At 74.7% G+C, this 26,745-nt stretch carries 22 protein-coding genes; 14 read left to right on the top strand and 8 right to left on the bottom strand.

All coding sequences use genetic code 11. The annotated features are described in order from the left end of the window. Nucleotides 1-35: 35 nt before the first annotated feature. Nucleotides 36-728 (bottom strand): hemolysin III family protein, encoded by a 693-nt coding sequence (locus LPA54_RS22000; protein WP_228980447.1) that lies wholly within the window; start codon nt 726-728, stop codon nt 36-38. A 220-nt stretch (nt 729-948) separates the two neighbouring features. Between LPA54_RS22000 and LPA54_RS21995 the strand changes: the two genes are divergently transcribed. Continuing rightward, nucleotides 949-2,775 (top strand): phosphoenolpyruvate carboxykinase (GTP), encoded by a 1,827-nt coding sequence (locus tag LPA54_RS21995; protein ID WP_228980445.1) that lies wholly within the window; start codon nt 949-951, stop codon nt 2,773-2,775. Between the two features lie 325 nt (nt 2,776-3,100). Here LPA54_RS21995 and LPA54_RS21990 read toward each other — a convergent pair whose 3' ends face one another. Both LPA54_RS21990 and LPA54_RS21985 read right to left on the bottom strand, forming a co-directional pair. Continuing rightward, complete coding sequence (locus LPA54_RS21990) at nt 3,101-3,490, bottom strand: hypothetical protein (RefSeq protein ID WP_228980444.1); 390 nt, start codon at nt 3,488-3,490, stop codon at nt 3,101-3,103. A 92-nt stretch (nt 3,491-3,582) separates the two neighbouring features. Continuing rightward, complete coding sequence (locus LPA54_RS21985) at nt 3,583-4,794, bottom strand: pyridoxal phosphate-dependent aminotransferase (protein WP_228980442.1); 1,212 nt, start codon at nt 4,792-4,794, stop codon at nt 3,583-3,585. A 257-nt stretch (nt 4,795-5,051) separates the two neighbouring features. Between LPA54_RS21985 and LPA54_RS21980 the strand changes: the two genes are divergently transcribed. After that, nucleotides 5,052-5,918, top strand: coding sequence for a serine protease (locus LPA54_RS21980; protein WP_228980441.1), 867 nt, complete (start codon nt 5,052-5,054; stop codon nt 5,916-5,918). Between the two features lie 69 nt (nt 5,919-5,987). Continuing rightward, nucleotides 5,988-7,460, top strand: a complete 1,473-nt coding sequence (mptB, locus tag LPA54_RS21975; protein ID WP_228980440.1) for a polyprenol phosphomannose-dependent alpha 1,6 mannosyltransferase MptB — start codon at nt 5,988-5,990, stop codon at nt 7,458-7,460. 129 nt (nt 7,461-7,589) lie between these two features. Here mptB and LPA54_RS21970 read toward each other — a convergent pair whose 3' ends face one another. Further along, a complete protein-coding gene (locus LPA54_RS21970; protein WP_228980439.1) occupies nt 7,590-9,170 on the bottom strand; it encodes an amidohydrolase family protein in 1,581 nt (526 codons plus the stop codon). Between the two features lie 166 nt (nt 9,171-9,336). Continuing rightward, nucleotides 9,337-10,629, bottom strand: a complete 1,293-nt coding sequence (locus LPA54_RS21965; RefSeq protein ID WP_228980438.1) for an alanine racemase — start codon at nt 10,627-10,629, stop codon at nt 9,337-9,339. A gap of 117 nt (nt 10,630-10,746) precedes the next feature. Between LPA54_RS21965 and LPA54_RS21960 the strand changes: the two genes are divergently transcribed. The 3 genes from LPA54_RS21960 to LPA54_RS21950 are packed head-to-tail and all read left to right on the top strand — an operon-like array spanning nt 10,747 to nt 12,982. Then, nucleotides 10,747-11,826, top strand: a complete 1,080-nt coding sequence (locus LPA54_RS21960; protein WP_308112882.1) for a sugar kinase — start codon at nt 10,747-10,749, stop codon at nt 11,824-11,826. Then, complete coding sequence (locus LPA54_RS21955) at nt 11,823-12,584, top strand: IclR family transcriptional regulator (RefSeq protein WP_228980436.1); 762 nt, start codon at nt 11,823-11,825, stop codon at nt 12,582-12,584. Before LPA54_RS21960 ends, LPA54_RS21955 begins: the two co-directional genes overlap by 4 nt. Further along, nucleotides 12,581-12,982: a RidA family protein gene (locus LPA54_RS21950; RefSeq protein WP_228980434.1), complete on the top strand. Its 402-nt coding sequence runs from the start codon at nt 12,581-12,583 to the stop codon at nt 12,980-12,982. Before LPA54_RS21955 ends, LPA54_RS21950 begins: the two co-directional genes overlap by 4 nt. 10 nt (nt 12,983-12,992) lie before the next feature. Here the strand turns inward: LPA54_RS21950 and LPA54_RS21945 are convergent, their stop codons facing one another. Together LPA54_RS21945 and LPA54_RS21940 are read right to left on the bottom strand one after the other, a co-directional pair. Further along, nucleotides 12,993-14,972 (bottom strand): serine/threonine-protein kinase, encoded by a 1,980-nt coding sequence (locus LPA54_RS21945; RefSeq protein ID WP_228980433.1) that lies wholly within the window; start codon nt 14,970-14,972, stop codon nt 12,993-12,995. A 163-nt stretch (nt 14,973-15,135) separates the two neighbouring features. After that, the gene (locus tag LPA54_RS21940; RefSeq protein ID WP_228980431.1) at nt 15,136-16,482 is read right to left on the bottom strand and encodes a M14 family metallopeptidase; all 1,347 of its coding nucleotides are present in this window, start codon (nt 16,480-16,482) and stop codon (nt 15,136-15,138) included. Between the two features lie 199 nt (nt 16,483-16,681). On the opposite strand from LPA54_RS21940, the gene LPA54_RS21935 reads away from it, so the two are divergent. Next, nucleotides 16,682-18,055 carry an Nramp family divalent metal transporter gene (locus LPA54_RS21935; protein WP_228980428.1) on the top strand — a complete coding sequence of 458 codons (1,374 nt, stop codon included), beginning with the start codon at nt 16,682-16,684 and terminating at the stop codon, nt 18,053-18,055. A gap of 67 nt (nt 18,056-18,122) precedes the next feature. Here the strand turns inward: LPA54_RS21935 and LPA54_RS21930 are convergent, their stop codons facing one another. Further along, nucleotides 18,123-19,811 carry a chitinase gene (locus LPA54_RS21930; protein WP_228980425.1) on the bottom strand — a complete coding sequence of 563 codons (1,689 nt, stop codon included), beginning with the start codon at nt 19,809-19,811 and terminating at the stop codon, nt 18,123-18,125. Between the two features lie 549 nt (nt 19,812-20,360). Here LPA54_RS21930 and LPA54_RS21925 point away from each other — a divergent pair. The 7 genes from LPA54_RS21925 to LPA54_RS21895 all read left to right on the top strand — a co-directional run bounded on the left by LPA54_RS21925 (nt 20,361) and on the right by LPA54_RS21895 (nt 26,741). Then, entirely contained in the window at nt 20,361-21,263 is a 903-nt protein-coding gene (locus tag LPA54_RS21925; protein ID WP_228980424.1) for a hypothetical protein, read from the top strand. Nucleotides 21,264-21,336: 73 nt separating this feature from the next. After that, nucleotides 21,337-22,059: a Flp pilus assembly protein CpaB gene (gene cpaB / locus LPA54_RS21920; RefSeq protein ID WP_228980423.1), complete on the top strand. Its 723-nt coding sequence runs from the start codon at nt 21,337-21,339 to the stop codon at nt 22,057-22,059. 52 nt (nt 22,060-22,111) lie between these two features. Continuing rightward, nucleotides 22,112-23,368 (top strand): AAA family ATPase, encoded by a 1,257-nt coding sequence (locus LPA54_RS21915; RefSeq protein ID WP_228980422.1) that lies wholly within the window; start codon nt 22,112-22,114, stop codon nt 23,366-23,368. Between the two features lie 207 nt (nt 23,369-23,575). Beyond that, nucleotides 23,576-23,893, top strand: a complete 318-nt coding sequence (locus LPA54_RS42905; RefSeq protein WP_228980417.1) for a TadE/TadG family type IV pilus assembly protein — start codon at nt 23,576-23,578, stop codon at nt 23,891-23,893. A 92-nt stretch (nt 23,894-23,985) separates the two neighbouring features. Further along, nucleotides 23,986-24,399 (top strand): TadE family protein, encoded by a 414-nt coding sequence (locus LPA54_RS21905; RefSeq protein WP_228980414.1) that lies wholly within the window; start codon nt 23,986-23,988, stop codon nt 24,397-24,399. Then, the gene (locus LPA54_RS21900; protein ID WP_228980413.1) at nt 24,396-25,739 is read left to right on the top strand and encodes a CpaF family protein; all 1,344 of its coding nucleotides are present in this window, start codon (nt 24,396-24,398) and stop codon (nt 25,737-25,739) included. Before LPA54_RS21905 ends, LPA54_RS21900 begins: the two co-directional genes overlap by 4 nt. Before the next feature lie 63 nt (nt 25,740-25,802). Continuing rightward, complete coding sequence (locus LPA54_RS21895) at nt 25,803-26,741, top strand: type II secretion system F family protein (protein ID WP_228980411.1); 939 nt, start codon at nt 25,803-25,805, stop codon at nt 26,739-26,741. The last annotated feature ends 4 nt before the right edge of the window (nt 26,742-26,745 follow it).

Genomic DNA, 26,745 nt, shown 5'->3' with positions numbered 1-26,745 from the left:
GCGGGACCGCCTTGCCGGGGACTGTCGGGCAGGGCCTACGTATGGCGGTAGGCCACCAGGGAGATGCCCACGTAGTGCGTGATGAACGCGGCCAGCGTGAGCAGGTGGAACACCTCGTGGAAGCCGAACCAGCGGGGTGAGGGGTTCGGCCTCTTGATGCCGTAGACCACGCCGCCGGCGCTGTAGAGGAGCCCGCCGACGACGACCAGGACGAGGACCGCGACGCCGCCCGTCCGCAGGAAGTCCGGCAGGAAGAAGACGGCCACCCACCCCATCGCGATGTAGCACGGCGTGTACAGCCAGCGGGGGGCGCCGACCCAGAAGACGCGGAACGCTATGCCCGCCACCGCCGCCGCCCAGACGGCCCACAGCAGCACCCGGCCGGTGGACCCCGGGAGGAGCAGCAGCGTCAGCGGGGTATACGTGCCCGCGATGATCAGGAAGATGTTGGCGTGGTCCAGCCGGCGCAGCACCGCCGTGGCGCGCGGCCCCCAGTCGCCCCGGTGGTACAGGGCGCTGATGCCGAAGAGGAGGCAGGCGGTGAGCGTGTAGACGGCGCAGGCGAGCCGGCCGCGCGTGGAGTCGGCGAGCGCCGTGAGGGCGAGTCCGGCGACCAGGACGACGGGGAACATCGCGGCGTGCAACCACCCCCGTAGCAGCGGCTTGAGCAGCTCGGCGGTCGTCGTCGTGTCGGCGTCGGTCTCGTTGGTCACGGCGGCGGCGGTCATGACGGAATGCTACCTACGCCCCCGTAGGTGGCCCCACCTCGCACCGGACACAAGTGGCGATGCTCACGTGAGAGGCCCTCTGGACATATGGGCGTCCACGTCGGATGATCAAATGAGTGCGGTCGGCACCGGATGAGCGCCAGGGGTAGCAGTGCAGCGCAGCGTCCGGGTCGCAGCCCCCACGGGGCAACAACCACAAACCCCTCAACAAGGAGCAACCGTGGCGCGCGACAACGCGGCTCCCAGCACCCCGGCCCCCACCCAGCACCAGGCGCTCGTCGCCTGGGTCGACGAGATCGCAGCGATCACCCAGCCCGACGCAGTCGTGTGGTGCGACGGGTCGGAGGCCGAGTACGAGCGCCTGTGCGAGGAGCTCGTCGCCAAGGGCACCTTCCGGAAGCTGGACCCGACGCTGCGCCCGAACTCGTACTACGCCGCGTCCGACCCGACCGACGTCGCGCGCGTCGAGGACCGCACCTTCATCTGCTCCGAGAAGGAGGAGGACGCCGGCCCGACCAACCACTGGAAGGCCCCGGCGGAGATGAAGGAGCTCTTCGCCGGCGAGCGGGGCATCTTCCGCGGCGCGATGCGCGGCCGCACGATGTACGTGGTGCCGTTCTGCATGGGCCCCGTCGGCTCGCCGCTCTCCGCGATCGGCGTCGAGATCACCGACTCCGCGTACGTGGCCGTCTCCATGCGCACCATGACCCGCATGGGCCAGGACGTCCTGGACGAGCTGGGCGAGGACGGGTTCTTCGTCAAGGCCGTGCACACCCTCGGCGCCCCGCTGGAGCCCGGCCAGGCCGACGTGCCGTGGCCGTGCAACAGCACGAAGTACATCTCCCACTTCCCCGAGACCCGGGAGATCTGGTCCTACGGCTCCGGCTACGGCGGCAACGCCCTGCTCGGCAAGAAGTGCTACGCCCTGCGCATCGCGTCCGTCATGGCCCGCGACGAGGGCTGGCTGGCCGAGCACATGCTGATCCTGAAGCTGACCCCGCCGCAGGGCGAGTCCAAGTACGTCGCCGCCGCCTTCCCCTCCGCGTGCGGCAAGACGAACCTCGCGATGCTGGAGCCCACGATCTCCGGCTGGACCGTCGAGACGATCGGCGACGACATCGCCTGGATGCGCTTCGGCGAGGACGGCCGCCTCTACGCGATCAACCCCGAGGCCGGCTTCTTCGGCGTCGCGCCCGGCACCGGCGAGCACACCAACGCCAACGCCATGAAGACCCTCTGGGGCAACGCCGTCTTCACCAACGTCGCGCTCACCGACGACGGCGACGTGTGGTGGGAGGGCATGACCGAGAAGGCGCCCGAGCACCTCACGGACTGGAAGGGCAACGACTGGACACCCGAGTCCGGCACCCCGGCCGCCCACCCCAACGCCCGCTTCACCGTGCCCGCCGCACAGTGCCCGATCATCGCGCCCGAGTGGGAGGACCCCAAGGGCGTGCCGATCTCGGCGATCCTCTTCGGCGGCCGCCGCGCCTCCGCGGTCCCGCTGGTCACCGAGTCGTTCGACTGGCAGCACGGCGTCTTCCTCGGCGCGAACGTCGCCTCCGAGAAGACCGCCGCAGCCGAGGGCAAGGTCGGCGAGCTGCGCCGCGACCCGTTCGCGATGCTGCCGTTCTGCGGGTACAACATGGGCGACTACATGGCCCACTGGATCAAGGTCGGCAAGGACGCGGACGCGTCGAAGCTGCCGAGGATCTACTACGTGAACTGGTTCCGCAAGGACGACGCGGGCCGGTTCGTGTGGCCCGGCTTCGGCGAGAACAGCCGCGTCCTGAAGTGGATCGTCGAGCGCCTCGACGGCCGCGCCGAGGGCGTCGAGACGCCGATCGGCGTCCTGCCGACCCGGGAGGCCCTGGACACCGACGGCCTCGGCCTGCCCGAGGAGGACCTCGACTTCCTGCTGAAGGTGGACCCCGAGGTCTGGCGCGAGGAGGCCGCCCTGATCCCGGCCCACCTGGAGACCTTCGGCGACCACACCCCGAAGGAACTGTGGGACGAGTACCGCGCGCTCGTCGAGCGCCTGGGCTGAGCGGCCCGCCCCCGGACCCGCGGCCGGGCCGTACGACAACGCCCTGACCTGTGGAGTCATCCCGGCCGGCCGCGGCTGACGGCCCCCGGAACGACATCGGCGTCGTTCCGGGGGTCTTTTCCGTGCGCGTGCGCGGGGTCGCGGGGGTGGCGCCGGCCGGCGCACGGGGCGCGGGCCTGTGTGCGGGGCACGGGCCTGTGCGCGGCGGCGCGTGGGCGCAGAGGCGTCGGGAGGGAAGGGTGGCAACCCGGTCCGCGAACCTGTGGCGGTCGCGGACCGGGGCCGTCAAGGGGCGCCGACCGGCGTCAGGGCGTGCCGGTCGGCGTCAGGGCGCGCCGACCAGGCTGTCCTCGCCCAGCGCCGCGGCGTGCGCGTCCATGCGCTCGGCGGCGAGGATCGCGGCGGCGGTGTCGGCGCGGGACGCCGCGACGACCAGGGCCCGCCCGGCCAGCGCGTGGGCGCGGCGGTGCAGCGAGGACGGGCCGGCGCCGGTCAGGCCGGCGTGCCGGGCCGGCGGGGCGCCGCGCAGCCGGGCCACCTGCCGGGCGATGCGCTCGGCGGCCGGGTCACCGAGCTCGTCGGTGACGGCCAGCAGCGCCGAGAGGTGCCCGGCGAGCTGGATGTCCAGCTCCTCCTCGCGCGAGCGGTGCGGGAACGTGTCGTGATCGTCGTCGGCCATCCGGTGGACCGACTTGGTGCGGATCGGTTCGTACATGGGGACGGCCTCCTGCTGACTGACAGGAGACCATCCTACATTGGATTCAGTCTAAAGTTGAGTCGGTCCCAAGTCGGCGGCGCCGGCACCCGTCAGTGCTGGCCGTAGCCGTCCAGGAAGGTGCCGATGCGGGTCACCGCGTCCGTGAGGTCCTTGGCGTTGGGGAGCGTCACGATGCGGAAGTGGTCGGGCTCGCGCCAGTTGAAGCCGGTGCCGTGCACCACCATGATCTTCTCGGACCGCAGCAGGTCCAGGACCATCTGGCGGTCGTCCTTGATCTTGTAGACGGCCGGGTCGAGGCGCGGGAAGAGGTACAGCGCGCCCTTCGGCTTCACGCAGCTCACGCCCGGGATGTCGATGAGCCGCTCGTACGCCGCGTCGCGCTGCTCCAGCAGGCGGCCGCCCGGCGCCACCAGCGCCTCGATCGACTGGCGGCCCTGGAGGGCGGCGGCGATGGCGTGCTGCGCCGGCATGTTGGCGCACAGCCGCATGTTGGCGAGGATCGTCAGCCCCTCGATGTACGAGGAGGCGTGCGCCTTCGGTCCGCAGACCGCCAGCCAGCCGCTGCGGTAGCCGGCCACCCGGTAGTTCTTCGACATGCCGTTGAAGGTGAGGCACAGCAGGTCGGGGGCGATGGCGGCGGTCGGCGTGTGCGTCGTGCCGTCGTAGAGGATCTTGTCGTAGATCTCGTCCGAGCAGACCACGAGGTTGTGGCGGCGGGCGATCTCGGTGAGGCTGCGCAGCATCTCGTCGTCGTAGACCGCGCCCGTCGGGTTGTTCGGGTTGATGATGACGAGCGCCTTGGTGCGATCGGTGATCTTGCGCTCGATGTCGGCGAGGTCCGGCATCCAGTCGGCCTGCTCGTCGCAGCGGTAGTGCACCGGCGTGCCGCCCGACAGGGCCACGGAGGCCGTCCACAGCGGGTAGTCCGGCGCCGGGACGAGGACCTCGTCGCCGTCGTCGAGCAGCGCCTGCATCGCCATCTGGATGAGCTCGGAGACGCCGTTGCCGATGTAGACGTCCTCGACGGACAGGGGGATGCCGCGCGTCTCGTAGTGGCTCATGACCGCGCGGCGCGCCGCGAGCAGGCCCTTCGCGTCGCCGTAGCCGTGGGCGTCGCCGAGGTTGCGCAGCATGTCCTCGAGGATGGCGGGCGGGCACTCGAAGCCGAAGGCGGCGGGGTTGCCGGTGTTCAGCTTCAGGACGCGGTGGCCCGCCGCCTCCAGCCGCATCGCCTCGTCCAGCACCGGGCCGCGGATTTCGTAGCAGACGTTGGCGAGCTTCGTGGACTGGATGACCTGCATGCCCGCGAGCTTACGGTCGCCGGGGGCGGCGCGCCTCGTGTTTTGTGCCACGTCCCGCCCCGGCCGCGGGCTCGCTCCCCGCTCGCTCCGGGGGCGCGGGGCGGCCGGGGGCGCGGCTCCTCCGCTCGCCCGAACGGGCGGCGGGGCGGGCGGCGAAGCGGGCGCCGGGACGGGCGCGGCCGAAAACCCTCTCTTGTCGCGGACATGCCCATTTCTGAGAATGCGCGTGACCATCCGTCACAGGAGGGACCCCCCACATGAAGAAGCCCCTCGCCGGTGCGCTGCTCGCCCTGGCGCTCCTCGGCCTCGGCTCCGCCCCGGCGGCGGCGCAGGACGACCGGCCCGCCGCCGCCCCCGCCACCGTCTCCACCGCCCCCGCACCCGCCCCCGCCGCCGTCGGCTTCGCCGGCACCGTGGCGCTCAGCAACTGCTCCGGCTCCGTCGTACGGCTGCCCCAGTCGCGCCCCGACGACCCCGCGCTGGTCCTGTCCAACGGCCACTGCCTGGAGACGGGCATGCCCGGCCCCGGCGTCGTCGTCGTGAACCGGCCCTCGACCCGCAGCTTCGGTCTCCTCGACGCCGCCGGCACCCGCGTCGCCACCCTCCGGGCCGGCAAGATCGCGTACGCGACGATGACCGACACCGACCTCGCCCTGTACCAGCTGACCAGCACCTACCGCCAGATAGAGGACCGCCACCGGATCCGGGCCCTCGAACTCGACACCGTCCGCCCCGCCCAGGGCGCCGGCATCGCGGTCGTCTCCGGCTACTGGAAGCGCGTCTACACCTGCGCCGTCGACGGCTTCGCCCACCGCCTCAAGGAGGGCGACTGGACCTGGAAGGACTCCGTCCGCTACACCCCGGCCTGCGACACCGTCGGCGGCACCTCCGGCTCCCCGGTGATCGACACCGCGACGGGCAAGGTCGTCGCCGTCAACAACACCGGCAACGAGTCCGGCGGCCGCTGCACCGTCAACAACCCCTGCGAGGTCGACGCGAACGGCACGGTCACCGTCCGCCGCGGCATCAACTACGCCCAGCAGACCCACACCGTCGCCGCCTGCGTCGGCACCGGCAACGCCGTCGACCTCGGCCGTCCCGGCTGCGCCCTGCCCAAGCCGTAACGGGCGTCACGCGACCGGATCCGGACACGGCGGGAGCGACCGGCGGCCGCCCGGGTAGGTTGACACGTCATGTGGTCCTTGAGGAGCGTCGCCGGTTGCAGGCACCTGGGCGCGGCCGGCTCGCTGGCCGTCGCCCTCGGCGGGTGGGCGGCCGGCACGATGCCGGCCCGCGACCCCTTCGGCCTGTGGTTCCCGCGCGCCGCCGACACGGCCCGCCCCGGCGTCCTGCTGGCCCTGGCCGGACTGACGCTCCTCGTCGTCGCCTGGTGGCGGTACGGCCGGCTGGTCGCCGACGGCGTCCACGTCCGGGTCCGGTCCACCGCCGTCACGCTCGTGTGGTGGACCGCGCCGCTCCTCCTCGCCCCGCCGCTCTACAGCGCCGACGTGTACAGCTACGTCGCCCAGGGCGCCATGGTCCTGGAGGGCCACGACGTGTACCGCCACGGGCCGTCCGTCCTCGACCCCGGCGGCATCGGCGGGGCCGCGGCGGCGAGCGTCGGCGGCCACTGGACCGAGACGCCCGCCCCGTACGGGCCGGTCTTCCTCCTCCTCGCCAAGGCGGTCGCCGCGGCCACCGCCGGGCACCTGCTGCCCGCCGTCCTGGCCCTGCGGCTGCTCTCGGTCGCCGCGCTCGCCTTGCTCTTCTGGGCCGTGCTGCGGCTCGCGCCGCGCGCCTCCACCGCGGGGGCCCTGTGGCTCGGCGTCCTCAACCCCCTGCTCCTCCTCCACGTCGTCGGCGGCCTGCACAACGACGGGCTGATGGTCGGCCTGCTCCTCGCCGGCACCGCCCTCGCCGTGCGCCGCGGGCGCTGGGTCGCGGGCAGCGCCCTGGTCGCCCTCGCCATGCTGGTCAAGTCGCCGGCCGCGCTGGCGCTGCTCTTCATCGGCGTCGTCGTCGGCCGCGAGACGACCGGACCCCTCATACGGAGGGTCGCCAAGGGCGTCGCCGGGCCGGGCGCCGTGGCCGCCGCCGTCGCCGTCGGCGCCACGCTGTGCGCCGGCACCGGCTTCGGCTGGCTGCGCACCCAGAGCGTGGCCGGCACCATCCACACCGCGCTCTCCCTCACCAGCGACGTCGGTGTCGCCCTCGGCGAGACGATGTACTTCCTGTCCGGCGCCGACCCCGACCCCGTCAAGCGCGCCGTCCAGGCCATGGGCCTCACGCTCGCCCTCGCCCTCATCGCCTACCTCGCCTCGTGCACGGCCCGCCGCCTGCTCGACCCGCTGCACGCGCTCGGCCTCGCCCTCCTCGCGCTGGTCGCGCTCTCCCCGATGGTGCAGCCCTGGTACGTCCTGTGGGCGGTGCCGCTGCTCGCCGCGACCGCCTGGAACGGCCGCACGGGCCGTGCGCTCACCATCCTGTCGGCGGGCCTCGTCTACGTGACGGCACCCGACGGCCGCACGCCCGCCTACGGGTTCGCCCTGGCGGTCGTGGCGTGCGCGATCGGCGCGCAGCTGCTGCTGCGCCGCTCGGACTTCGCCGCCGGCGTGTGGCTGCCCTCCCCGCGCCGCCCGGAGGACCGCGAGCCGTCCCGCGCCTGACTGCCCGCCCGCGGCCCCGACACCCGCGGACCGGTCCAGGCGACCGATCCCCGCGACCGGCCACCGCGACCGATCCCGGCGCCCGGCGCCCGGCCGCTCGGTGCCCGGGGCGCGCCTCGCGGTGTGCGGTCAGGGCGCGCGGCGTACCGAGCGCCCCGCCAGCACGTCCGTGCGCCGCCCGTCGCGCACCGCGAACCGCCCGCCGACCAGGACGTGCGGGATCCCCACCGGCAGGGTGCGCGGCGCGGCGAACGTGGCGCCCGCCGCGACCGCCTCCGGGTCGAACAGCACCAGGTCGGCCCGGTACCCCACCCGCACCAGGCCCCGGTCCGGCAGCCGCAGCCGCGCCGCCGGGCGGGACGTCAGACGGGCGACCGCGTCCTCCAGCGACAGCACGCCGAGCTCCCGCACGTACCGCCCCAGGTAGTGCGGGAACGTCCCGTAGGCGCGCGGGTGGGGCTTCGCGCCGTGCAGGATGCCGTCCGAGCCGCCGGTGTGCACCCGGTGGCGCATGATGGCCCGTACGTTCCCCTCGTGGCCGACGTGCTGGAGGACCGACGTGCCGAGCCGGTCGGCGAGCAGCAGCCGCCGGGCCGCCGCCCAGCCGGGCAGCCGCGTGCCGACGTGCCCCGCCAGCGCGGGGTCGGACACCCCCGACACCTCGACGGTCGACCAGTCGACCGGCACGCCGTGGCAGCCGTCCGACCCGGTCACCTCCAGCGCGTACCGGATCCGCTCGGCCGTCGGGTCGTCCCGCAGCCGGGCCAGCAGCGCCTGTGGCCCGCCCTCGTGGGCCCAGCCGGGCAGGAGCGCGGCGAGGGTCGTGCAGCCCGGCGTGTACGGGTAGGTGTCCAGCGAGACGTCGACGCCGTCCGCGAGCGCCGCGTCCAGCAGCGCCAGCAGCTCGGGCGCCCGGCCCTCGTTGACGCCGAAGTTCAGGGTCGCGTGCGCCAGGTGCAGCGGGCAGCCCGTCGCCCGCGCCAGGTCCAGCATCTCGGCGTACGCCGCCAGGGCGCCCGCCCCGTACGAGCGGTGGTGCGGGCAGTAGTAGCCGCCGTGCCCCGCCACGACCCGGCACAGCGCGGCCAGTTCGGCGCCGTCCGCGTACATGCCGGGCGGGTACGTCAGCCCCGACGACATCCCGACCGCGCCCTCGGCCAGGCCCTCGGCCACCAGCCGCCGCATCCGGTCCAGCTCGGCGCCGGTCGCGGGGCGGTCCGTCCAGCCGACGGCGTACGCGCGCACCGTGCCCTGCGGCACCAGGTAGGCGGCGTTCACGGCGACGCCCTCGCCGCCGAAACCCCGGTCCAGCCGGTCCAGGTAGCCGCCGACGGTCCGCCAGTCCAGGTCCACGTCGGCGCCGTCGCCGTTCCAGCCGCTGATCGCCGCCCGGACCTCGCCGAGCGTGCGGTCGTCGGCCGGCGCGTACGACAGCCCGTCCTGGCCCAGCACCTCCAGCGTCACGCCCTGGGCGACCTTCGCCTCGTGCGCCGGGTCGCGGAGCAGGGCGAGGTCGCTGTGGGCGTGCATGTCGACGAAGCCGGGGGAGAGGGCGAGCCCGGCCGCGTCCAGGACGCGCGCGCCGCCCAGCGCCGGCTCGCCCTCGCGGCGCACCGCGGCGATCCGGCCGCCGTCGACGCCGACGTCCGCGCGGTACGCCGGGCCGCCGGTGCCGTCGACGACGCGCACGTCCCTGATGACCAGCTCCACCGCCGACCGCCCCCTCCGCCGCCCGCGCGCCCCTCGAACCCGTACGCCCCGCACTGCCCGTGCCCGTGCCTGTGCCCGTACGCCCCGGGCCTGTGCCCGTACGCCCCGGGACCGGTGCTCGTGCCGCTACGCCCCGGCCCCGGGCGTCCCGCGTGCGCCGGGCCGGTCAGAAGAAGGTGCGGACGTAGTCGACGACCGTCCCGTCGTCCTCCACCACGGGGATGAGCGGCCACTTCTCGAACACCGTGCACGGGTGGGCCAGCCCGAGGCCCACCCAGTCGCCGACCCGCGGCAGCACGCCCCCCGGCTCGGCGCGCACCCACGCGTGCTGGTCCGACAGCGCGGTCACCGTCAGCCCGTCCGCCGGGCGCTCCGCCCCGTCCGGGCCCGACCGCACCCGCCGCGGCACGGGCAGCGCCAGGTCGTACGACACGTCCCGCTTGCCGGCGTTGAGGAACGCCTCGTCCGGCGTGGGCCGGGACACCACCTGCGCCCACAGCAGGAACGCCGGCCGCAGCGCCCCCTCCCGCGGGACCCGGTTGAACGGCGTCAGCCGCTCGTAGTGGCCGTGGTCGTGCGCGACGTACGCGCCCGAGCGCAGCAGCTTCAGCACCGGCGCCGACAGCGGCGGCAGTTCGGCGAGGACGTCGGCGACGGCGTCGAACCACTCGCTGCCGCCCGCGCTCAACACGATCTCGTCCGCCTCCGCGAACAGCCCCGCGCCGTCCAGCCGCGCCGCGAGCCCGGTCAGCCGCCGCAGCCACGCCGCCACGGCCGGCGGGGACGCCCCCGGCACCTGCGCCTCGTACCCGGCGACGCCGACCAGCCGCAGCGCCGACGAACCGGCCGCCGCGCGCGCGACCTCGACGGCCTCCGCCTCCGTGCGCACCCCGGTCCGCGCGCCCTCGCCCGCCGCCAGCTCCACCACGACGTCCACCGGCCGCGGCGACCCGGCCAGGGCGCGGTCCATCAGCCCGACACCGCGCACCGAGTCGACGTAGCAGACGAAGCGGAACTCCGGGTCCGCCGCCAGCTCCCCGGCGATCCAGCGCAGGGCGGCCGCGTCGACCAGCTCGTTGGCGAGGAACACCCGCCGCACGCCGAACGCCCGGCACACCCGCACCTGGTGCGGGACGGCCACCGTGATGCCCCAGGCGCCGTGCGCCAGCTGACGGGCGAACAACCCCGGCGCCATCGTCGTCTTGCCGTGCGGCGCGAAGGCCAGGCCGTGCCGGGCGGAGTACGCCCCGAGCAGGCCCAGGTTGTGCTCCAGCGCCCCGGCGGAGAGGGTCAGGACCGGGGTGGTGAAGCCGCCGGCGAAGACGGTGCGCCGCTGGGCGGCCAGTTCGCCGACCGTGAGGCCGTCGGCGTCCGGCGGGAGCCCCTTGAAGCGGTGGTCGACCCGCTCGTCGGCGAGGCGTGCGGCGAGCACGTCCGGGCCCGGCTGTGCGGTGGCCATCCCGGCCTCCCTCCCCGTTGCGTGGTGTGCAACGGTCGTTGCGTCGGTCGCTCACCGGTGTCTAACATCCCGGCCAGCGCGGGGTCAACGGCCCCCGCCCGCCCCCAGGAGGCGACCGTGACGGCAGCACCCGACGTCGACGTGGTGTGCCTGGGCGAGTCCATGGTGGTCCTCCTGCCCTCCCGGCCCGGCCGCCTCGCCGACGCCCCCTCCTTCACCCGGGCCGTCGGCGGCGCCGAGTCGAACGTCGCCTGCGCCCTGGCCGCCGCCGGGCACCGGGTCCGCTGGGTCAGCCGCGTGGGCGCCGACGGCTTCGGCGACCACCTCCTCGCGGCGGTCGCCGCGCACGGCGTGGACGTCTCGGCCGTCCGCCGGGACCGGCACCGCCCGACCGGCGTCTACTTCCGCACCGCCGCGGACCGGGCCGACCCCGCGTACGAGGTCGTCTACCACCGGGCCGGCTCGGCCGCCTCGGCGATGTCCCCCCGCACGGTCCCGTACGCGCAGGCCGCCGCGGGCCGCGTCCTGCACCTGTCCGGCATCACCGCGGCGCTCTCCCCGGGGTGCCGCGCCCTGGTGGCCTCCCTCACCGCCCGCCGCCCCGGCCGGCCGCGGCCCCTGGTCTCCTTCGACCTCAACCACCGCCCGGCCCTGTGGCCCGACCCCGCGACGGCCCGCCGCGTCCTGCGGGCGGCGGCGCGCGGCGCCGACCTGGTCTTCGCCGGGGCGGACGAGGCCGCCGAGGTCCTCGGCGCGCGCGGCCCGGACGCGCTGCGGGCGGCGCTCCCCGAACCGGACGTGCTGGTCGTCAAGGAGGGCGCCCGCGGCGCGACCCTCTTCGCCCGCCCTCGGGCCACCGGCGCCCGGCCCGCCCGCCCCCGACCCGCCTGCGCCGACGTGCGGATCTCCGTCCCCGCGCCCCGCGTCGACGTCGTGTCGTACGCCGGCGCCGGCGACGCGTTCGCCGCCGGGTTCCTGGGGGCGACCCTGCGGGGGCTGCCGCCCGCCGCCCGGCTGCGCCACGGCCACCTGGCCGCCGCCGCCGCGCTCACCGCCCCCGGCGACCTCGCCCCCCTCCCCGGCGGCGGCCTCGTCGACCGGCTGGCCGGGCTGGACGGGGCCGCGTGGGGAAGACTGCGTCTCGGTCCCGGCTGGACGGGAGCGGGACCGGACGACGAGGAGGTACGCACGCGATGAGCCAGAGCGTCGACCGGGCGTTGAGCATCCTGCCGCTGCTCGCCCGGGGCCCCGCCGACCTCGGGCAGGTCGCCGAACGGCTCGGCGTCCACAAGTCGACCGCGCTGCGGCTGCTGCGGACGCTGAACGAGCACGGGCTCGTCCACCGCAGGGAGGACCAGCGCTACCGGCTCGCCGCCCGGCTCTTCGCGCTCGCCCAGGAGGCCGCGGAGAACCTCGACGTCCGGGAGAGCGCCCGCCCCCACCTCGTCCGCCTCAACGAGCGGACGGGCCACACCGTGCACCTCGCGGTGCGCGAGGGCGACGAGGTCGTCTACGTCGACAAGATCGACAGCAGGTACCCGGTGCGCATGTACTCGCGGATCGGCCGCCCCGTCGCCGTCACCGTCGCCGCCGTCGCGAAGGTCCTCCTGGCCGACCTGCCCGAGCCCGAGCGCCACGCGCTCACCGACCGGCTCGACTACCCGCGCTACACATCCCGTTCGACGCCGCACGCCGCCGCGTTCCGGGCGGAGCTGGCCGCCGTACGCGAACAGGGCTGGGCCACCGACCTCGGCGGCCACGAGGAGTCCATCAACTGCGTCGCCGCACCGGTCAGGGGGCCCGACGGGCGTGTCGCCGCCGCCCTGTCCCTCTCCGCGCCCAACGTGGTCGTCACGGCCGACGGACTCCTCGCGCTGCTGCCCCTGGTGCGCCGCACCGCCGAGGCCGCCGGCCACGACCACTCCGGCACCACCCCACCGAAGGACAGCGCATGAGCGAGAAGCAGGCCGTCACCCCGCCCACCCACACCACCCCGCCGGCCCGCTTCTCCCACGGGGTGCGCAAGGGCGGCCTGCTCCAGGTGGCCGGCCAGGTCGGGTTCCTCCCGGCCGCTCCCGGGGAACCGCCCGCCGTCGCCGGGCCGACCCTGCGCGAACAGACCCTCCAGACCCTCGCCAACGTCGAGGCCGTCCTCCGGGAGGGCGGCGCCACCTGGGACGACGTGGTGATGATGCGCGTGTACCTCACCCACACCGACCACTTCGCCGAGCTGAACGCCCTCTACGACGAGTACCTCGCGGGCGTCGCCGTCCCGCCCGCCCGCACCACCGTCTACGTCGGCCTGCCCGCCGGGCTGCTCGTCGAGATCGACGCGCTCGCGGTCCTCGGCTGACGCCGGGGCCTCACCGGGCCCGTGCGCAGACCACCGCGCGGCCGTCGTCCACCGCCCAGTACCAGGACCGGGCGCCGCCGTTCCCGCAGTCCACGCGGGAGTCCGGCGGCAGGCGGTAGTAGCCGGTGATCCGCAGGATGTGCGTCTGCCCGCGGGGCACCATGTCGGAGGCGCAGTCCCACACCTCCATCAGGTTGGCCGACGCCTTCGACCCGGCGTCCACCTCGGCGGTGAAGCACTGGCCGGCGCGGAAGCGGCGGGACAGGCACAGCACGGTGGTCACTCCGTCGTCGGCGTGGTGCGTCCACCGGCCGCGGCCCCTTCCCGTGGCGCACCTCGCGGCGGGGCCGGTGGCGGTGACGCGGACGTACGCGCCGGCCGTGTCGCACCGCACCCGCAGCGGGACGCGCCTGCTCCACGAGCCGTGGCCGTCGGCGTGGACGTCGAGGCAGTCCCCGGCCCGGACGGCACGGAACGCCAGGTCGGTCGCGTCGGGCGTCGGCCGGCGCGGGGCGTACGTCTCCGGGCCCGCGTCCGTAGCCCCAGCCCCCTCCGGGCCGGTGTCCGTGGTGGCGGTCCCGGTGCGGGGGCCGGTGGTGCCGGTGTACGCGGTCGGCGGGCGGCTGGCGAAGCCGCCGGTCCCGCCGGTGGTGGCCGAGGTGCTCCCCGACGGGTCGATCCCGTCGCGGAAGAGGAAGAGGAGGAATGCGGCCAGGGCGAGGAGGGCGAGGAACCAGCCACCGGCCGATCCGCGCGCGGGAGGCGGCTGCGGATTCGTCGTCGGCGCCGGCCCGCCCCCTGCCCGGCCACCCGCCGCACCGGCGGAGACCCGCGCCCGCTCCGCCTCCCGCTGCCGCTCCCGTTCGCGCTCCGCCTCCCGCTGCCGGGCCTCCGCACGCTGCCGTTCCCGTTCGCGCTCCGCCTCCCGCTGCCGGGCCTCGGCCTGCTGCCGCTGTCGTTCGCGCGCGCGTTCCCCCTCCCGCTGCCCGGTGTCCGCGCGCGTCGGGCCGGGTGGCGGGACCGGGGCCGTGCGGTCGTCCGCCGCCGGCGCCCCGGGACCGGCGGGCAGAGTGCGCCGCCACTCCTCGCCGCGCCGCTCGTACGCGGCGATCAGCTCCGTCCAGCGCGGCGGCAGCCACCGGCTCCCGCTGTGGGAGGTCGGAAGCCGGCGGGCCTCGGCCAGGAACCGTTCCAGGACGTCCGCCGGGCGCGGCCGGGCCGACGGATCGACGGCGAGGCAGGGGCGCACCAGCGGCACGAGCTCCTTCGGCAGCCCGGTCAGGTCCAGGTCCCCGCGGGAGACGCGGGCGAGCAACCGCAGGGTGTCCTCGCCCTGCGGGTAGGGCGGCCGGCCCACGGCGAGGTGGAAGAGGGTCGCGCCCAGCGAGTACACGTCGGAGCGGGCCGTGGACGGCTCGCCGCGCGCCTGCTCCGGGGAGGTGAAGGCGATGGTGCCGAGGGTGAGGGTGGTGCGGGTGATGTCCTGGGCGTGCGAGATGCCGAAGTCGATCAGCCGGGGCCCGTCCAACGGCAGCAGGATGTTCTGCGGCTTGACGTCCCGGTGGACGATGCCCTGCCCGTGCAGGGCGACCAGGGCCTGCGCGGTGCCGGCCGCGATCCAGCGGATGGCGGACGCGGGGAGGCGCCCGGCGGTGCCGACCAGCTCGGCCAGGGACGGGGCGGCGATGTACTCGATGGCCATCCAGGGCGTCGGCGCCTCGGGGTCGGCGTCCACGACGCGTGCCGTGCAGCGGTCGTCGACGCGCTGGGCGAGCGTCACCTCGCGGGCGAACCTGCGCCGGTCGTCGCCGCTGACCGGGCCGTCGGCGAGGAGCGTCTTGACCGCGACGAGCGGCCCGCCCGGCCGGGCCCGCGCCAGGTAGATGCGGCCCATCCCGCCCGAACCGAGCCGCCCCAGCAGCCGGTACGGGCCGAGCGCGCCCGGGTCGTCGCCGCCGAGCGGCGAGAGCCGTGTCCCTGCCCCCGTCATACCGCCGTCCCCTCCCGCGGTCCCCCGCCAGCAGGGTAGCCCGCAACTCGACGCCGCACACCGGTCCATGACCGCCCCTGCGGTGACACGGTTCCCCGTGCCACCGCAGGAACGATTCAGCAGGAAACGGCCGGTGCGGGAGATGCGGGAGGTGCGCCGGTGCTCAGGAGGCGGCGCAGTACTGCTGTTCCTTGCCGATCGACCGGTACATGCAGTCGGCGTTCTCCACGAGTTGGAGGACCGCGTCGCGGTTGCGGCTCGTCTCGCGCTCGATGACCTCGTCGGGCGGGTAGAAGCCGCCGCCGGAGGCCGAGCGCGGGTACATCTCGAAGGTGTAGCCGAAGATCCGGTGCGTGCCCCACAGGAAGTCGTCGATGGACCCGTCCGTCACGTACAGGTCGCTCGACTGCTGGGGGGTGTAGCCGTTGCTCGCGGCCATCTTGCGGCCGACCGTCGCGAAGGCGTCCCGGTCGTCCTGGGTCATGCCGGGGGCCGTGTCGTTGTACGTGTAGCCGAACGGCCACAGGACCAGCTCGCTGTACGTGTGGAAGTCGATGGCGGCCCTGATCTGCTGCTTGCCGCCGACGACCCGCGAGCGGACGAAGTCGGAGACGACCTTCACCTCGGGCGCGGACTCGGGCGCGCGGCCGCGGTAGGTGTCCGAGCCAGGCGAGCCGGAGGAGCCGCCGCAGCAGCCCCACTTGTAGTCCCAGTTGCGGTTCATGTCGGTGCCGACGTACGACGAGCCCGTGTTGGGCTGCCGGTTCTTGCGCCAGCTGCGGTAGGAGCCGGTGGCGATGTCGTACTCGCCGCCGTCGGGGTTGAGGTCGGGGATGATCCACAGCTCGCGGCTGTTGACGGCGTTGGTGACGCGGGCGTCGGAACCGTAGCCGGCGCCGAGTTCGCGCAGCAGGTACAGCGCCATCTCGACGGTGAGGTGCTCGCGGGCGTGCTGGTGGTGCGTGAAGAGGACCTCGGGCTCGTTCTCGTCCGTCGCCACGTTGTCGCTGATCTTGATGGCGACGATGTCGCGGCCCTGGTACGTCTTGCCGATGACGCGGCGGCTCATGATGTTCGGGTACTGCTGGAGCCGCTGGGCGATCTCCGCGTTCATCTCCGCGTAGGTGTGGTAGCGGGAGTCGGCCGGGGGGAAGTCCATGGGCGAGACGGCCGCGCCGCCCGAGCGGTTCGGGGGTCCGGGCAGCGGCTCCAGGGTGTGGCCGAGCGCGCGCAGGCGTTTGGCCTGGGCGGTGTTGGCGCTCACCACGACGGCGTGGTCGTCGACCTCGTCGACGGAGACGCCGGTGGCCGCGAGGGCGGACCGCTCGGCGGGGGTGGAGGGGCCGTGGATCTCGTACTGGCGGGTGACCTCCTCCGCCGCGGCGGCCGGGGCGGCGGGCGGGGTGGGGGCCGCGCCGGAGGTGGTGGCGGCGGTGAGCGGTGCCACGACGGCGAGGGCGAGGGCGGCCGCGAGGGTGACGGACCGTCCGCCTCTGATGCGTAGTCGCATGCTGTCTCCTGGGTGGGGGTCGGGGAGGCATCCCCGTGGCTCGCAGGATGGTGGCATGGCATGACCGCGTCAAGATGCTCCTTCGGTCACGGTCGGCCCGTCCTCCGCTCACGGCCAGAAGGACTACCCCTCTTGCGCGATCACCGCGCACCCGCTTTGGTGACGTGGCACGAGTGGACGAGGGGAAGGCGGACAGCGCATGGCGGACACCGCGGACACCACGCCCGGCCGGCGGCCGGACCGCGACGGCGAGGGAGCGCACGACGACCGGCGGCCCGGCCGCGACGGCGGGGGAGCGCACGGCGGCGGCCGGCGCCCGGTCCCGACGCGCAAGGCGAGCTGGCGGTACATCGGGCCCGGCATCGTCGTGGCGGCCACCGGCGTCGGTGCCGGCGACCTCGTCGCCACGCTCGTCGCGGGCGGCAGGTTCGGCTACACCCTCCTGTGGGCCGCCGTCGTCGGCTGCCTCGTCAAGATCTCGCTCGCCGAGGCCGCCGGGCGCTGGCACCTGGCGACCGGCCGCACCCTCTTCGACGGCTGGCGCAGCCTCGGCGCCTGGACGACCGGCTACTTCGCCGTGTACGTCGCCGTCTGGGGCTTCGTGTTCGGCGCCGCCGCCATGTCCTCCAGCGCCCTGCCCCTGCAGGCGCTCTTCCCGGACGTCATGGACCTGAAGTGGTGGGCCGTCCTGTGCGGCCTGGCCGGTCTGGCGTTCGTCTGGTTCAACCGGTACGCCGTGTTCGAGAAGGTCATGACGATCCTCGTCGGCGTCATGTTCGTCATCACGCTGTACCTCGCCGTACGCGTCACCCCGAACCTCGGGCGGGCCTTCGCGGGCCTCGCGCCCGTCCTCCCCGACGGCTCGCTGATCTACACCCTCGGCCTCATCGGCGGCGTCGGCGGCACGATCACGCTCGCCGCGTACGGCTACTGGGTCAACGCCAAGGGGTGGACGGACACCTCCTGGATGAAGGTGATGCGGCTGGACAACCGCGTCGCCTACCTCACCACCGGCGTCTTCGTCATCGCCATGCTCGTCGTCGGCGCGGAGCTGCTGCACTCCTCCGGCATCGCCCTCGCCAAGGGCGACAAGGGGCTGCTCGACCTCGGCGGGATCCTGGAGGACCGGTACGGCGCGGTCACGGCCAAGCTGTTCCTGATCGGCTTCTTCGCCACGTCCATCACCTCGCTCATCGGCGTCTGGCACGGCGTGAGCCTGATGTTCGCCGACTTCGTCACCCACGTCCGCTCCCGCGGCGCGACCGCCACGGGCGAGGCGGTGGCGGCCGGGGTCCGCGAGCGGTCGCTGCCCTTCCGGGCGTACCTGCTGTGGCTGACGTTCCCGCCCATGGCGCTGCTCTTCCTGGACCAGCCGTTCGGCCTGGTCATCGTGTACGGCGTGATCGGCGCGTTCTTCATGCCGTTCCTCGCCCTCACCCTGGTCTGGCTGCTGAACTCGTCCCGGACGCCCGCCGAGTGGCGCAACGGGTGGCTGAGCAACGGCGTCCTCGGCGCGGCCGGCCTGCTGTTCCTGGTGCTGTGCGTCCAGCAGGTGCGCGAGCTGCCCTGGTAGGGGCGGAGCCGGGCGAGGTACGGCCCGCCCGCCGGCGACGCGGTGCGCCGGCGGGCGGGCCGCTGTGTCACGGCAGGTTGTGGACGTGCGGGCCGACCGCGTTGGACCAGGCGTTCCCGGCAGTCGCGTCCCAGTTCGTCGACCAGGTCATCGCGCCCCGCAGCGACGGCCAGGTCTTCGACGGCTTGAACGAGCCGCAGCCGGTGCCGCGGGTCAGGCAGTCCAGCGCGTTCTTCACGATCGACGGGTCGACGTAGCCGCTCCCCGCACCGCGCGGCGACGCGGGCACGCCGAGGCCGACCTGCGACGGGTCGAGGCCGCCCTCCAGCTGGATGCAGGCGAGCGCGGTGAGGAAGTCCACCGAACCCTGCGCGTACACCTTCCCGTCGCAGCCGAGCATCGAGCCGCTGTTGTAGTACTGCATGTTGACGACCGTGAGGATGTCCTTCACGGCGAGCGCCGTCTTGAAGTACTCGGTCCCGGTGTTCTGCATGTCGATGGTCTGCGGGGCCATCGTCAGCACCATCCCCGGCCCGGCCTTCGCCGACAGCTGGCGCAGGCCCTTGGTCAGGTAGGTCGAGTTGATGCCGTGCTCCAGGTCGATGTCGACGCCGCTGAAGCCGTACTCCCGCATGAGCGCGTAGGCGCTGTCGGCGAACGCCGCGGCCGAGGCGTCGCTGTTGATGATGACGTTGCCCTTCTCGCCGCCCACGGAGATGACCACCGACTTGCCTGCGGCCTTCTTCGCCGCGACGTCCGCCTTGAAGTCGGCGACCGAGGCGTAGCCGACGGCCGGGTCGAGGTTGAAGACGATCTGGCCGGGGGTGTTGGTCGAGTCGGCGAACGACACGGCGATGATGTCGTACTGCGCCTGGACGTCGCGCAGCTTCTGGACCTTGGCGCCGTTGTCGAAGTTCTGCCAGTAGCCGGTCAGCGCGTGCTTGGGCACGGTCGGGTGGGGGTTGGTGCCGCCGGGGGCGGTACGGGCGGAGACGGCGGCCGACCGGGCGGACTCGCCGGCCGCGTTGGTCGCGGAGACCTGGAAGCCGTACGAGGTGTCGGCGGCGAGCCCGGTCACGGTCGCCGAGGTGCCGGACACCGACTGGACCCTGGCGCCGTCCCGGTAGACGTGGTAGCCGGTGGCACCGCTCACCGGGCTCCAGCTCAGGGACACGGACGACTGCGTCACCGACCCGGCCGCGAGCCCGGCCGGGGGCGCGGGCACGACCGGGTCGGGGTCACCGCCGCCTCCGCCGTCCGGGCCGAAGACCGAGACGTCGTCGACGTGGTAGGCGGCCTGCCCGTACCAGCCGTGCGTGTAGACGGTGACCGAGGTGGTGGCGGGGCCCGTGGTGAAGGAGGTGGTCAGCTGCTGCCAGCCGCCGCTGCCGGGCGTCCAGGTCGACACGTCGGTCGTGCCGGTGCCGGACGCGCCGAGGTAGGCGTACCCGCCCTGGACCCACGCGCTGAGCCGGTACGTGGAGCCCGGCTTGACGGTGACGGTCTGGGAGCAGCGGGCGTTGTCCAGCCCGCCGGGCGTCGCCTTCAGCGCGCCGGTGCCCGCGCGCACGGGCGAGGTGACGACGGCGCCGCTGCCGGCGGAGCACGTCCAGCCGGTGAGGCCGGACTCGAAGCCGGCGTTCCTGGCGACGTTGCGGTCCTCCGCTGCGGCGGGGGCGGTGCCGCCGGTCAGGACGAGGCCGGACGCCACGGCGAGCGCGAGGGCGCCGCCGGTGAGCGTTCTGGTGCGGTCCACTGTGCTGCCTCCGGTGGGGGAGTGGGGGAGTGGGGATGCGGAAAGGCATCGGTGGTGCGGGAGGGAGTGGGTTGCGGGGAAGTGGCGTGCGGCGGTGGGGAGTCGGCAGGGGGCGTACGGGTCGGCGGCCGCCGCGGTGCGTGCCCGTACAAGTTGGTCCAGACCAATTCGCTTGTCAAGGCTCCGGACGGGGCGGACGTCCGACCGGCCCGCGGCCGCCCCCCGAGCCGGCGCCCCGACCGGACCCGCCGCGACCGCGCCCCCCGCCGCCCGCAGCCCTCCCTGCCGGCTCCGCCGCGACCGCCCCCCGGCGCCCGCCCGCCACCCTCCCGCCGACTCCGCCGCCGGCGATCGGTCAACTTCCGCCCTCTTCGCCCCATTTGCGGGCACACGGGGTGCGCAGGAACCGCCACGAGGAGTCCGAAAGCGGTTCTCCCGCCCCGCCCCCGCCGATAAAGTGCGGGGTCGGAGCACACACGGAGCAGCAGGTGTCGCGGGCCACCGCGACGCGCCGGGAACACCGGTGGCCGGACCGAACGGGGAACCAGCGTGCCGACCGCGATTGCCGTCACCAGTCCCGACCTGGTGCTGCCGCCGACCGACCACCACACCCCCGCCGCGGCCGTCCTCCCGGCCCCCGCGGAGCAGCCGCTGGGCGCCGCGCTCGCCGACGTCCGCACCCTCCTCGACCAGCACGGCCACCTCATCGCGCTCTACCCCTCCTCCACGCCCGCCGGCCACGTGCGCCGTCTGCACACCGTCCGCGCGCTCCTGGAGAGCGACCGCATGGCCCTGCTCCCGCTCGACCTGCCCCCGCTCGGCGTCGCCGTCCTCGCCCGTCAGCTGCGGCAGCTCTCCCTGTGCGACTTCGGTCCCGGCGTGCTGGCGACCGCGGCCCGGCTCCTCGCCCACTACGTCCACGCGGGCGCCGTCCTCGGCTCCGTCGCCCGCCTCGACCGCGTCCCCGTGACGCTCAAGGCACACGCCAAGTCCTGGATGCCCGGCTCCCAGTTCGCCGTCCTCGCCACTCCCGAGCCGCACCTCACCCGGCTCGGCTCACCCGGCGAACGGCCCCTGCCCGGACCCGACTTCGCCACCCGCATGGTCGTCGCGCCCGGCCGGCTCACCACCGACTGGGTCACCGGCACCCTCGCCCCCGCCTGGCGCGTCCAAGCCGTCGACGAGGTCCCGCCACCGGCCGGATCACCGGCCTGGTGGGGCACGCCCCGGCTGGTGGAGTTCGCCGCGTACCTGCCCGACCTGCCCGTCCTCCACCAGCTCGTCTCCTCGGTCCGCCGCGAGACCTGCCCCTGGTGCCGCAGCGAACTCCTCGGTGACCGCTGCGGCTTCTGCTCCACGCCGCTCCCGCCGCCCCAGGCCGCGGCGACCGGCGCGCCCGACGGCCCGGCCGCCGCCCTCCCCCCGGGGCCGGCGACGCGGCAGGCGTCGTGACCGGGACCGGGGCGCCGGCCCCGCACCCCCGCCCCTCCTCCGCCGCCCGCACCCCCACGAGGTCGTCCCGCCGATGAACGCACGCCAGCGCCGTGGTGTCATCCTGCTCGTCCTGTCCGTCCTGTGCGCCCTCGGGGCGTTCGCCGGCGTCGTCGCGGTGATCAGCGACGTCCAGGCGAAGGTGGGGCCGGAGGTCACGGCGTACCGCGTCAAGGCCGACGTACCGGCCTACGAACCGCTGCGGCCCGGCCAGTTCGAGCGGATCACGATGCCCGAGCGGTGGCTCTCCGCCGGCGCCGTCCGCGACCTCTCCGCCGTACGCGGCAAGATCGCCGTCGCGGAGCTGCGGAAGGGCTCGCTCCTCCAGAAGGACATGGTCGCCGACCGCCCCGCCCTGGAGAGCGGCCAGCAGGAGATCGCCATCATGATCGACGCCTCCACCGGCGTCGCCGGGAAGATCACCGCCGGGGCGCGGGTGAACATCTTCGCCACCTTCGACGACGAGGGCCGAGGCAAGAACGCCGTCGCCGAGTCCCGCCTCATCGTCGCCGGCGCCCGCGTCCTCGACGTCGGCCAGCTCACCCCGATCGACCAGCGCGGCAACGACCGCACCGGCACCGCCGGCCGGGAGGCCGTGCCGATCACCTTCGCCCTCACCACCGCCGACGCCCAGCGCGTCGCCTACGCCGAGTCGTTCGCCGAGCACGTACGCCTCGCCCTGCTCCCCTCCGACGGACCCGCCGCGCTGAAACCCGGCGAGTCGACCTACACGCTCGACGAAGACAAGAACAAGTGAGAAGACGAGGACCAGTGAGGGGACAAGAACACGTGAGGGGACAGGCAGCAGGATGACCACGCGCGTCCTCCCCGCCGTCGGCGACCCCGACGCAGCCCGGGCCGTCACCACGCTGCTCGGCCAGCTCCCCGACACGGAACCGGCGCTGCCGGCGCCCGTCGGCGACTCCACCACGCTCATCGACACCCTCGCCCGGTCCGCCGCCGTCTCCGTCGACGAACTGCCCGAGGTCGTCCTCGTCCACGAGCGGATCGGCCCCGTCCCGGCGCTCGACCTGATCCGCGAGGTCGCCCTCCGCTTCCCCGCCGTCGCCGTCGTCCTCCTCACCGCCGACACCGGGCCCGGCCTGTACTCGGCCGCCATGGACTCCGGCGCCCGCGGCCTCGTCGGCCTCCCCCTGTCATACGAGGAACTCGCCCAGCGCGTTCACTCCGCCGCCGCCTGGGCCGCCGGGGTGCGCCGCCACCTCGGGCAGGGCGGCGACGGGCCGACCGGGCCGGGCGGCACCATCGTCACCGTCAGCGGCGCCAAGGGCGGCGTCGGCACCACCGTCACCGCCGTGCAACTCGCCCTCGCCGCACGCGCGTCGGGCCGCAGCGTCGCCCTCGCCGACCTCGACCTCCAGTCCGGGGACGTCGCCTCCTACCTCGACGTCCGGTTCCGGCGCTCCGCCGTGGACCTCGCCACCATCCAGGACATCACCCCCCGCGTCCTCCAGGACGCCCTCCACACCCACCCCACCGGCCTCGCCCTGCTGCTCGCCCCGGCCGACGGCGAGCGCGGCGAGGAGGTCACGGACCGCTCCGCCCGCCAGATCGTCAGCGCGCTGCGCCACCGCTACGAGGTTGTCGTCGTGGACTGCGGCACGCAGATGAGCTCGGCCAACGCCGCGGCCGTGGAGATGGCCGACACGGCCCTGCTGGTCGTCACCCCCGACGTCGTCGCCGTCCGGGCCGCCAAGCGGCTCGTGGGGCTCTGGGACCGGCTACGGATCCGCAAGGCGGAGGACACCGTGACCGTCGTCAACCGCCACACCCGCAACACCGAGATCCAGCCGCCGCTCGTCGAGAAGATCACCGGCACCCGGACCGCCCGCACCGCCGTCCCCGCCGCCTTCCGCGAACTCCAGCCGTACGTCGACTCCGGCCGCATGCACGAGCTGGAGGCCAAGTCGGCGGTGAAGCAGGCGCTGTGGGCACTCGCCGGGGAACTGGACCTCGTGAAGGCGCCGGAGTCGACCGCCGACCGGCCGGGCAGGCTCCGGGGGGACCGCGGCGCGGCCGGCCCGCGCCGCGCCCGCCGGAAGTAGCGGAGACAGGGGAGAGGGGAGGGGCGGCTCATGGGACCCGTACCCGCACGGACACCCGGCGGACACCGCCACGACGGAGGCGGCCCCAGCGCGTGTGGCGCCGGCACGGGCGGCCCCCGTGCGGGCGGGCCGCGTGCGGGCGGCGAGCCGGATCGGCGGCGGTGGTCGCGCGGGCGGTGGCGGGCCGGTGACCGGGGGCAGGTCGCCGTGGAGTTCACGGGCCTCGTCCCCGTCGTGCTCGGCACGCTCCTGCTGCTGTGGCAGGCGACGCTGATCGGCTACACGTACGCCCTCGCCGGCAACGCCGCCGACGAGGCCGCCCGCGCCGGAGCCGTCGGCGGGGACTGCGCCGCCGCCGCGCAGTCCAAGCTGTCCGGCGCCTGGTCGGCCAGCACCTCCTGCGGGGGCGGCGGCGGCCTGGTCACCGCCGACGTTTCCCTCCGGGTCCCCGCCCTCTTCCCCGGTGCGAACCTCCCCTTCACCGTGCGGGGGCACGCCGCCGCGGCCGACGAAAGGGAGGAGTGAACCGCATGACGCGCCCGCCCACGCCCGCCGGCGCACCCACGGCCGCGCCCACAGCCACGAGCCCGTCCCCACCCGGCGCCCCCGGGAGCCCTGTGGGCCTCAGCCCCCGCCGCCGCCCCCGCCCTCACCTCCGCCCCCGCTCCCGCCGGCGCCGTGACGGAGGCCAGGCCGCCGTCGAGTTCGCCGGCTGGGTCGGCATCCTCATCCTGGCCGCGCTCGCCGCCGTCCAGCTGGGCATCGTCGCGTACGCCGTCCAGCAGGCCGGCACGGCCTCCCGGGCCGCCGCGCGCGTCGCCTCCCAGGGCGGTGACGGCTCGTCGGCGGGGCGGGCCGCCATGAGCGGCTGGCTCGCCGACGGCGCGTCCGTCAGCGCGCCCGCCGGCGCCGAGGAGGTGACGGCCTCCGTCACCGTCCCCATCCCGGCCGTCCTGCCCCTCCTCAGCTTCGACCCGGTCACCCGGACCACCACCATGCCCGTGACCAGCAGCGAGGGAGGGACCCCGTGAGCCTGCGCGCCCGCATCACCACCCCGGAGCCGGCCGGCGGCAGGGACGGCGAGGAGAACCACCTCGTCGGCGTCTACCGCGCCAAGCTCCTGGAGGAGATCGACCTCGCCGAGATGTCGGCGCTCCCCGCCGCCGACCGCCGCGCCCGCCTCGAACGCGTCCTCGGCCACATCATCAGCCGCGAGGGCCCGGTCCTGTCGTCCACCGAGCGGTCCCAGCTCATCCGCCGCGTCGTCGACGAGGCGCTCGGGCTCGGCATCCTCGAACCGCTCCTGGAGGACGCCTCCATCAGCGAGATCATGGTCAACGGTCCCGAGCAGGTGTACGTGGAGCGGCACGGCCGGCTCGAACGCCTCCCGATGCGCTTCTCCTCCACCGAGCAGCTCATGCAGACGATCGAGCGCATCGTCTCCACCGTCAACCGCCGCGTCGACGAGTCGAACCCCATGGTCGACGCCCGCCTGCCCTCCGGGGAGCGCGTCAACGTCGTCATTCCGCCGCTCTCCCTCACCGGCCCCGTCCTCACCATCCGGCGCTTCCCGCGCGCGTTCACCCTCCACGAGATGGTGGCGCTCGGGTCGCTGGACGAGCACATGGTGATGCTCCTCGCCGGGCTGGTGCGCGCCAAGTTCAACGTCATCGTCTCCGGGGCCACCGGAACCGGGAAGACCACCCTCCTCAACGCCCTCTCCGGCCTCGTCCCGGACGGCGAGCGCATCGTCACCATCGAGGACTCCGCGGAACTCCGACTCCAGCAGTCCCACGTCATCACCCTGGAGTCCCGGCCCCCCAACGTCGAGGGCAAGGGCCGCATCACCATCCGCGACCTCGTCCGCAACTCCCTCCGCATGCGCCCCGACCGCATCATCGTCGGCGAGGTGCGCGGCGGTGAGACGCTCGACATGCTCCAGGCCATGTCCACCGGCCACGACGGGTCCCTCGCCACCGTCCACGCCAACAGCGCGGAGGACGCGCTGATGCGGCTGCAGACCCTGGCGTCCATGTCGGAGGTCGAGGTGCCGTTCGCCGCCATCAAGGACCAGATCAACAGCGCCGTCGACGTCCTGGTGCAGCTCACCCGGCACGCCGACGGCTCCCGCCGGATCACGGAGGTCGCGATCGTCGACTCGCACGGCCGCGAGGAGTACCGCATCGTCACGGTCTGCCGGTTCGACGCCCAGCCGATGGCCCCGGACGGCCGCGTGTACGGCAGGTTCACCCACCACCCGCTGCCCCGGCGGGTCGCCGAGCGGCTGTACATGTACAACGAGCCCACCCCGGCGGCCTTCGGCGTCGCCCTCGACGACGCCCAACTGGCGGCCCGCGGCACGGCCGCCTGACCCCCGCCCGCCCCTGACCCCCTGCCCGCCCGCCCCCCGCCCGACGGACGAGACGACGACACGATGGACAACCTCCCGCTCCTCACCCTCGGCGTGACGCTGCTCGCCGGCCTCCTGGCCGTCGTGGGCGTCCACAGCTACGCCGCGGGCCGGGCGCAGCAGAAGGCGCTCGTGGCCCGGATGACCCACACGGGCCCGCTGCCGAGCACCGGACGCGGACGCCGCTTCGCCGGCCTGGACCGCCGGCTGCGCGCGACGAGGGCGGGCCGCCGCCTCGAACGGAAGCTCGCCGTCACCGGCCTCGACGTCACGCCCGGCGAGTACGTCGTCTACGCCGTCGCGGTCCTCCTCGCCGTGTACCTCACCGTCTCCGCCGTCTTCGCCCCGTTCTTCGGCGTCCTCGCCGTCCTCGCCGGCCTGTGGGGCGCCGACGCCTTCCTCGGCTGGCAGCGCCAGCGCCGCACCGAGGCGTTCATCAACCAGCTGCCCGAGCTGACCCGCGTCCTGGCCAACGCCACGCAGGCCGGGCTCGCCCTGCGCACCGCCATCGCCATGGCCGCCGACGAGCTCGACGACCCGGCGGGTGAGGAGCTCCGCAGGGTCGCCGACCAACTCGCCGTCGGCCACAGCCTCGACGACGCGCTCGGCGACCTCGCGGACCGGCTGCCCTCCCGCGAACTGGTCGTCCTCGTCACCACCCTCGTCCTGTCGAACCGCGCCGGCGGCCAGGTCGTCGGCTCCCTGCGCAACCTCACCGGCACGCTCGACGAGCGCAAGGAGACCCGGCGCGAGGTGACCACCCTGCTCTCCCAGGTGAAGGTCACCGCCTTCGCCCTGCCCCTGCTGGGCCTGGGCTTCCTCCTCATGATCAACGGGATGAACCCGGGCGCACTGGACAAGATGACGGGCTCCTTCGCCGGGCAGGTCGGCTCGGTCGTCGCCTTCGCGCTGTACACCGCCGGCTTCGTGATGATCCGTCGCCTCTCCCGGGTGCGGGTCTGAGGCA

It is taken from the genome of Streptomyces sp. DH12, from assembly GCF_020873895.1.
Lineage (GTDB): Bacteria > Actinomycetota > Actinomycetes > Streptomycetales > Streptomycetaceae > Streptomyces.
This window is presented reverse-complemented; position numbering and strand designations above follow the sequence as displayed.

Coding starts and splice junctions, on each gene's coding strand:
- LPA54_RS22000 (WP_228980447.1), bottom strand. CDS start 728: ATGACCGCCGCCGCCGTGACCAACGAGACCGACGCCGACACGACGACG.
- LPA54_RS21990 (WP_228980444.1), bottom strand. CDS start 3,490: ATGTACGAACCGATCCGCACCAAGTCGGTCCACCGGATGGCCGACGAC.
- LPA54_RS21985 (WP_228980442.1), bottom strand. CDS start 4,794: ATGCAGGTCATCCAGTCCACGAAGCTCGCCAACGTCTGCTACGAAATC.
- LPA54_RS21980 (WP_228980441.1), top strand. CDS start 5,052: ATGAAGAAGCCCCTCGCCGGTGCGCTGCTCGCCCTGGCGCTCCTCGGC.
- mptB (WP_228980440.1), top strand. CDS start 5,988: ATGTGGTCCTTGAGGAGCGTCGCCGGTTGCAGGCACCTGGGCGCGGCC.
- LPA54_RS21965 (WP_228980438.1), bottom strand. CDS start 10,629: ATGGCCACCGCACAGCCGGGCCCGGACGTGCTCGCCGCACGCCTCGCC.
- LPA54_RS21955 (WP_228980436.1), top strand. CDS start 11,823: ATGAGCCAGAGCGTCGACCGGGCGTTGAGCATCCTGCCGCTGCTCGCC.
- LPA54_RS21950 (WP_228980434.1), top strand. CDS start 12,581: ATGAGCGAGAAGCAGGCCGTCACCCCGCCCACCCACACCACCCCGCCG.
- LPA54_RS21945 (WP_228980433.1), bottom strand. CDS start 14,972: ATGACGGGGGCAGGGACACGGCTCTCGCCGCTCGGCGGCGACGACCCG.
- LPA54_RS21940 (WP_228980431.1), bottom strand. CDS start 16,482: ATGCGACTACGCATCAGAGGCGGACGGTCCGTCACCCTCGCGGCCGCC.
- LPA54_RS21935 (WP_228980428.1), top strand. CDS start 16,682: ATGGCGGACACCGCGGACACCACGCCCGGCCGGCGGCCGGACCGCGAC.
- cpaB (WP_228980423.1), top strand. CDS start 21,337: ATGAACGCACGCCAGCGCCGTGGTGTCATCCTGCTCGTCCTGTCCGTC.
- LPA54_RS21915 (WP_228980422.1), top strand. CDS start 22,112: ATGACCACGCGCGTCCTCCCCGCCGTCGGCGACCCCGACGCAGCCCGG.
- LPA54_RS21895 (WP_228980411.1), top strand. CDS start 25,803: ATGGACAACCTCCCGCTCCTCACCCTCGGCGTGACGCTGCTCGCCGGC.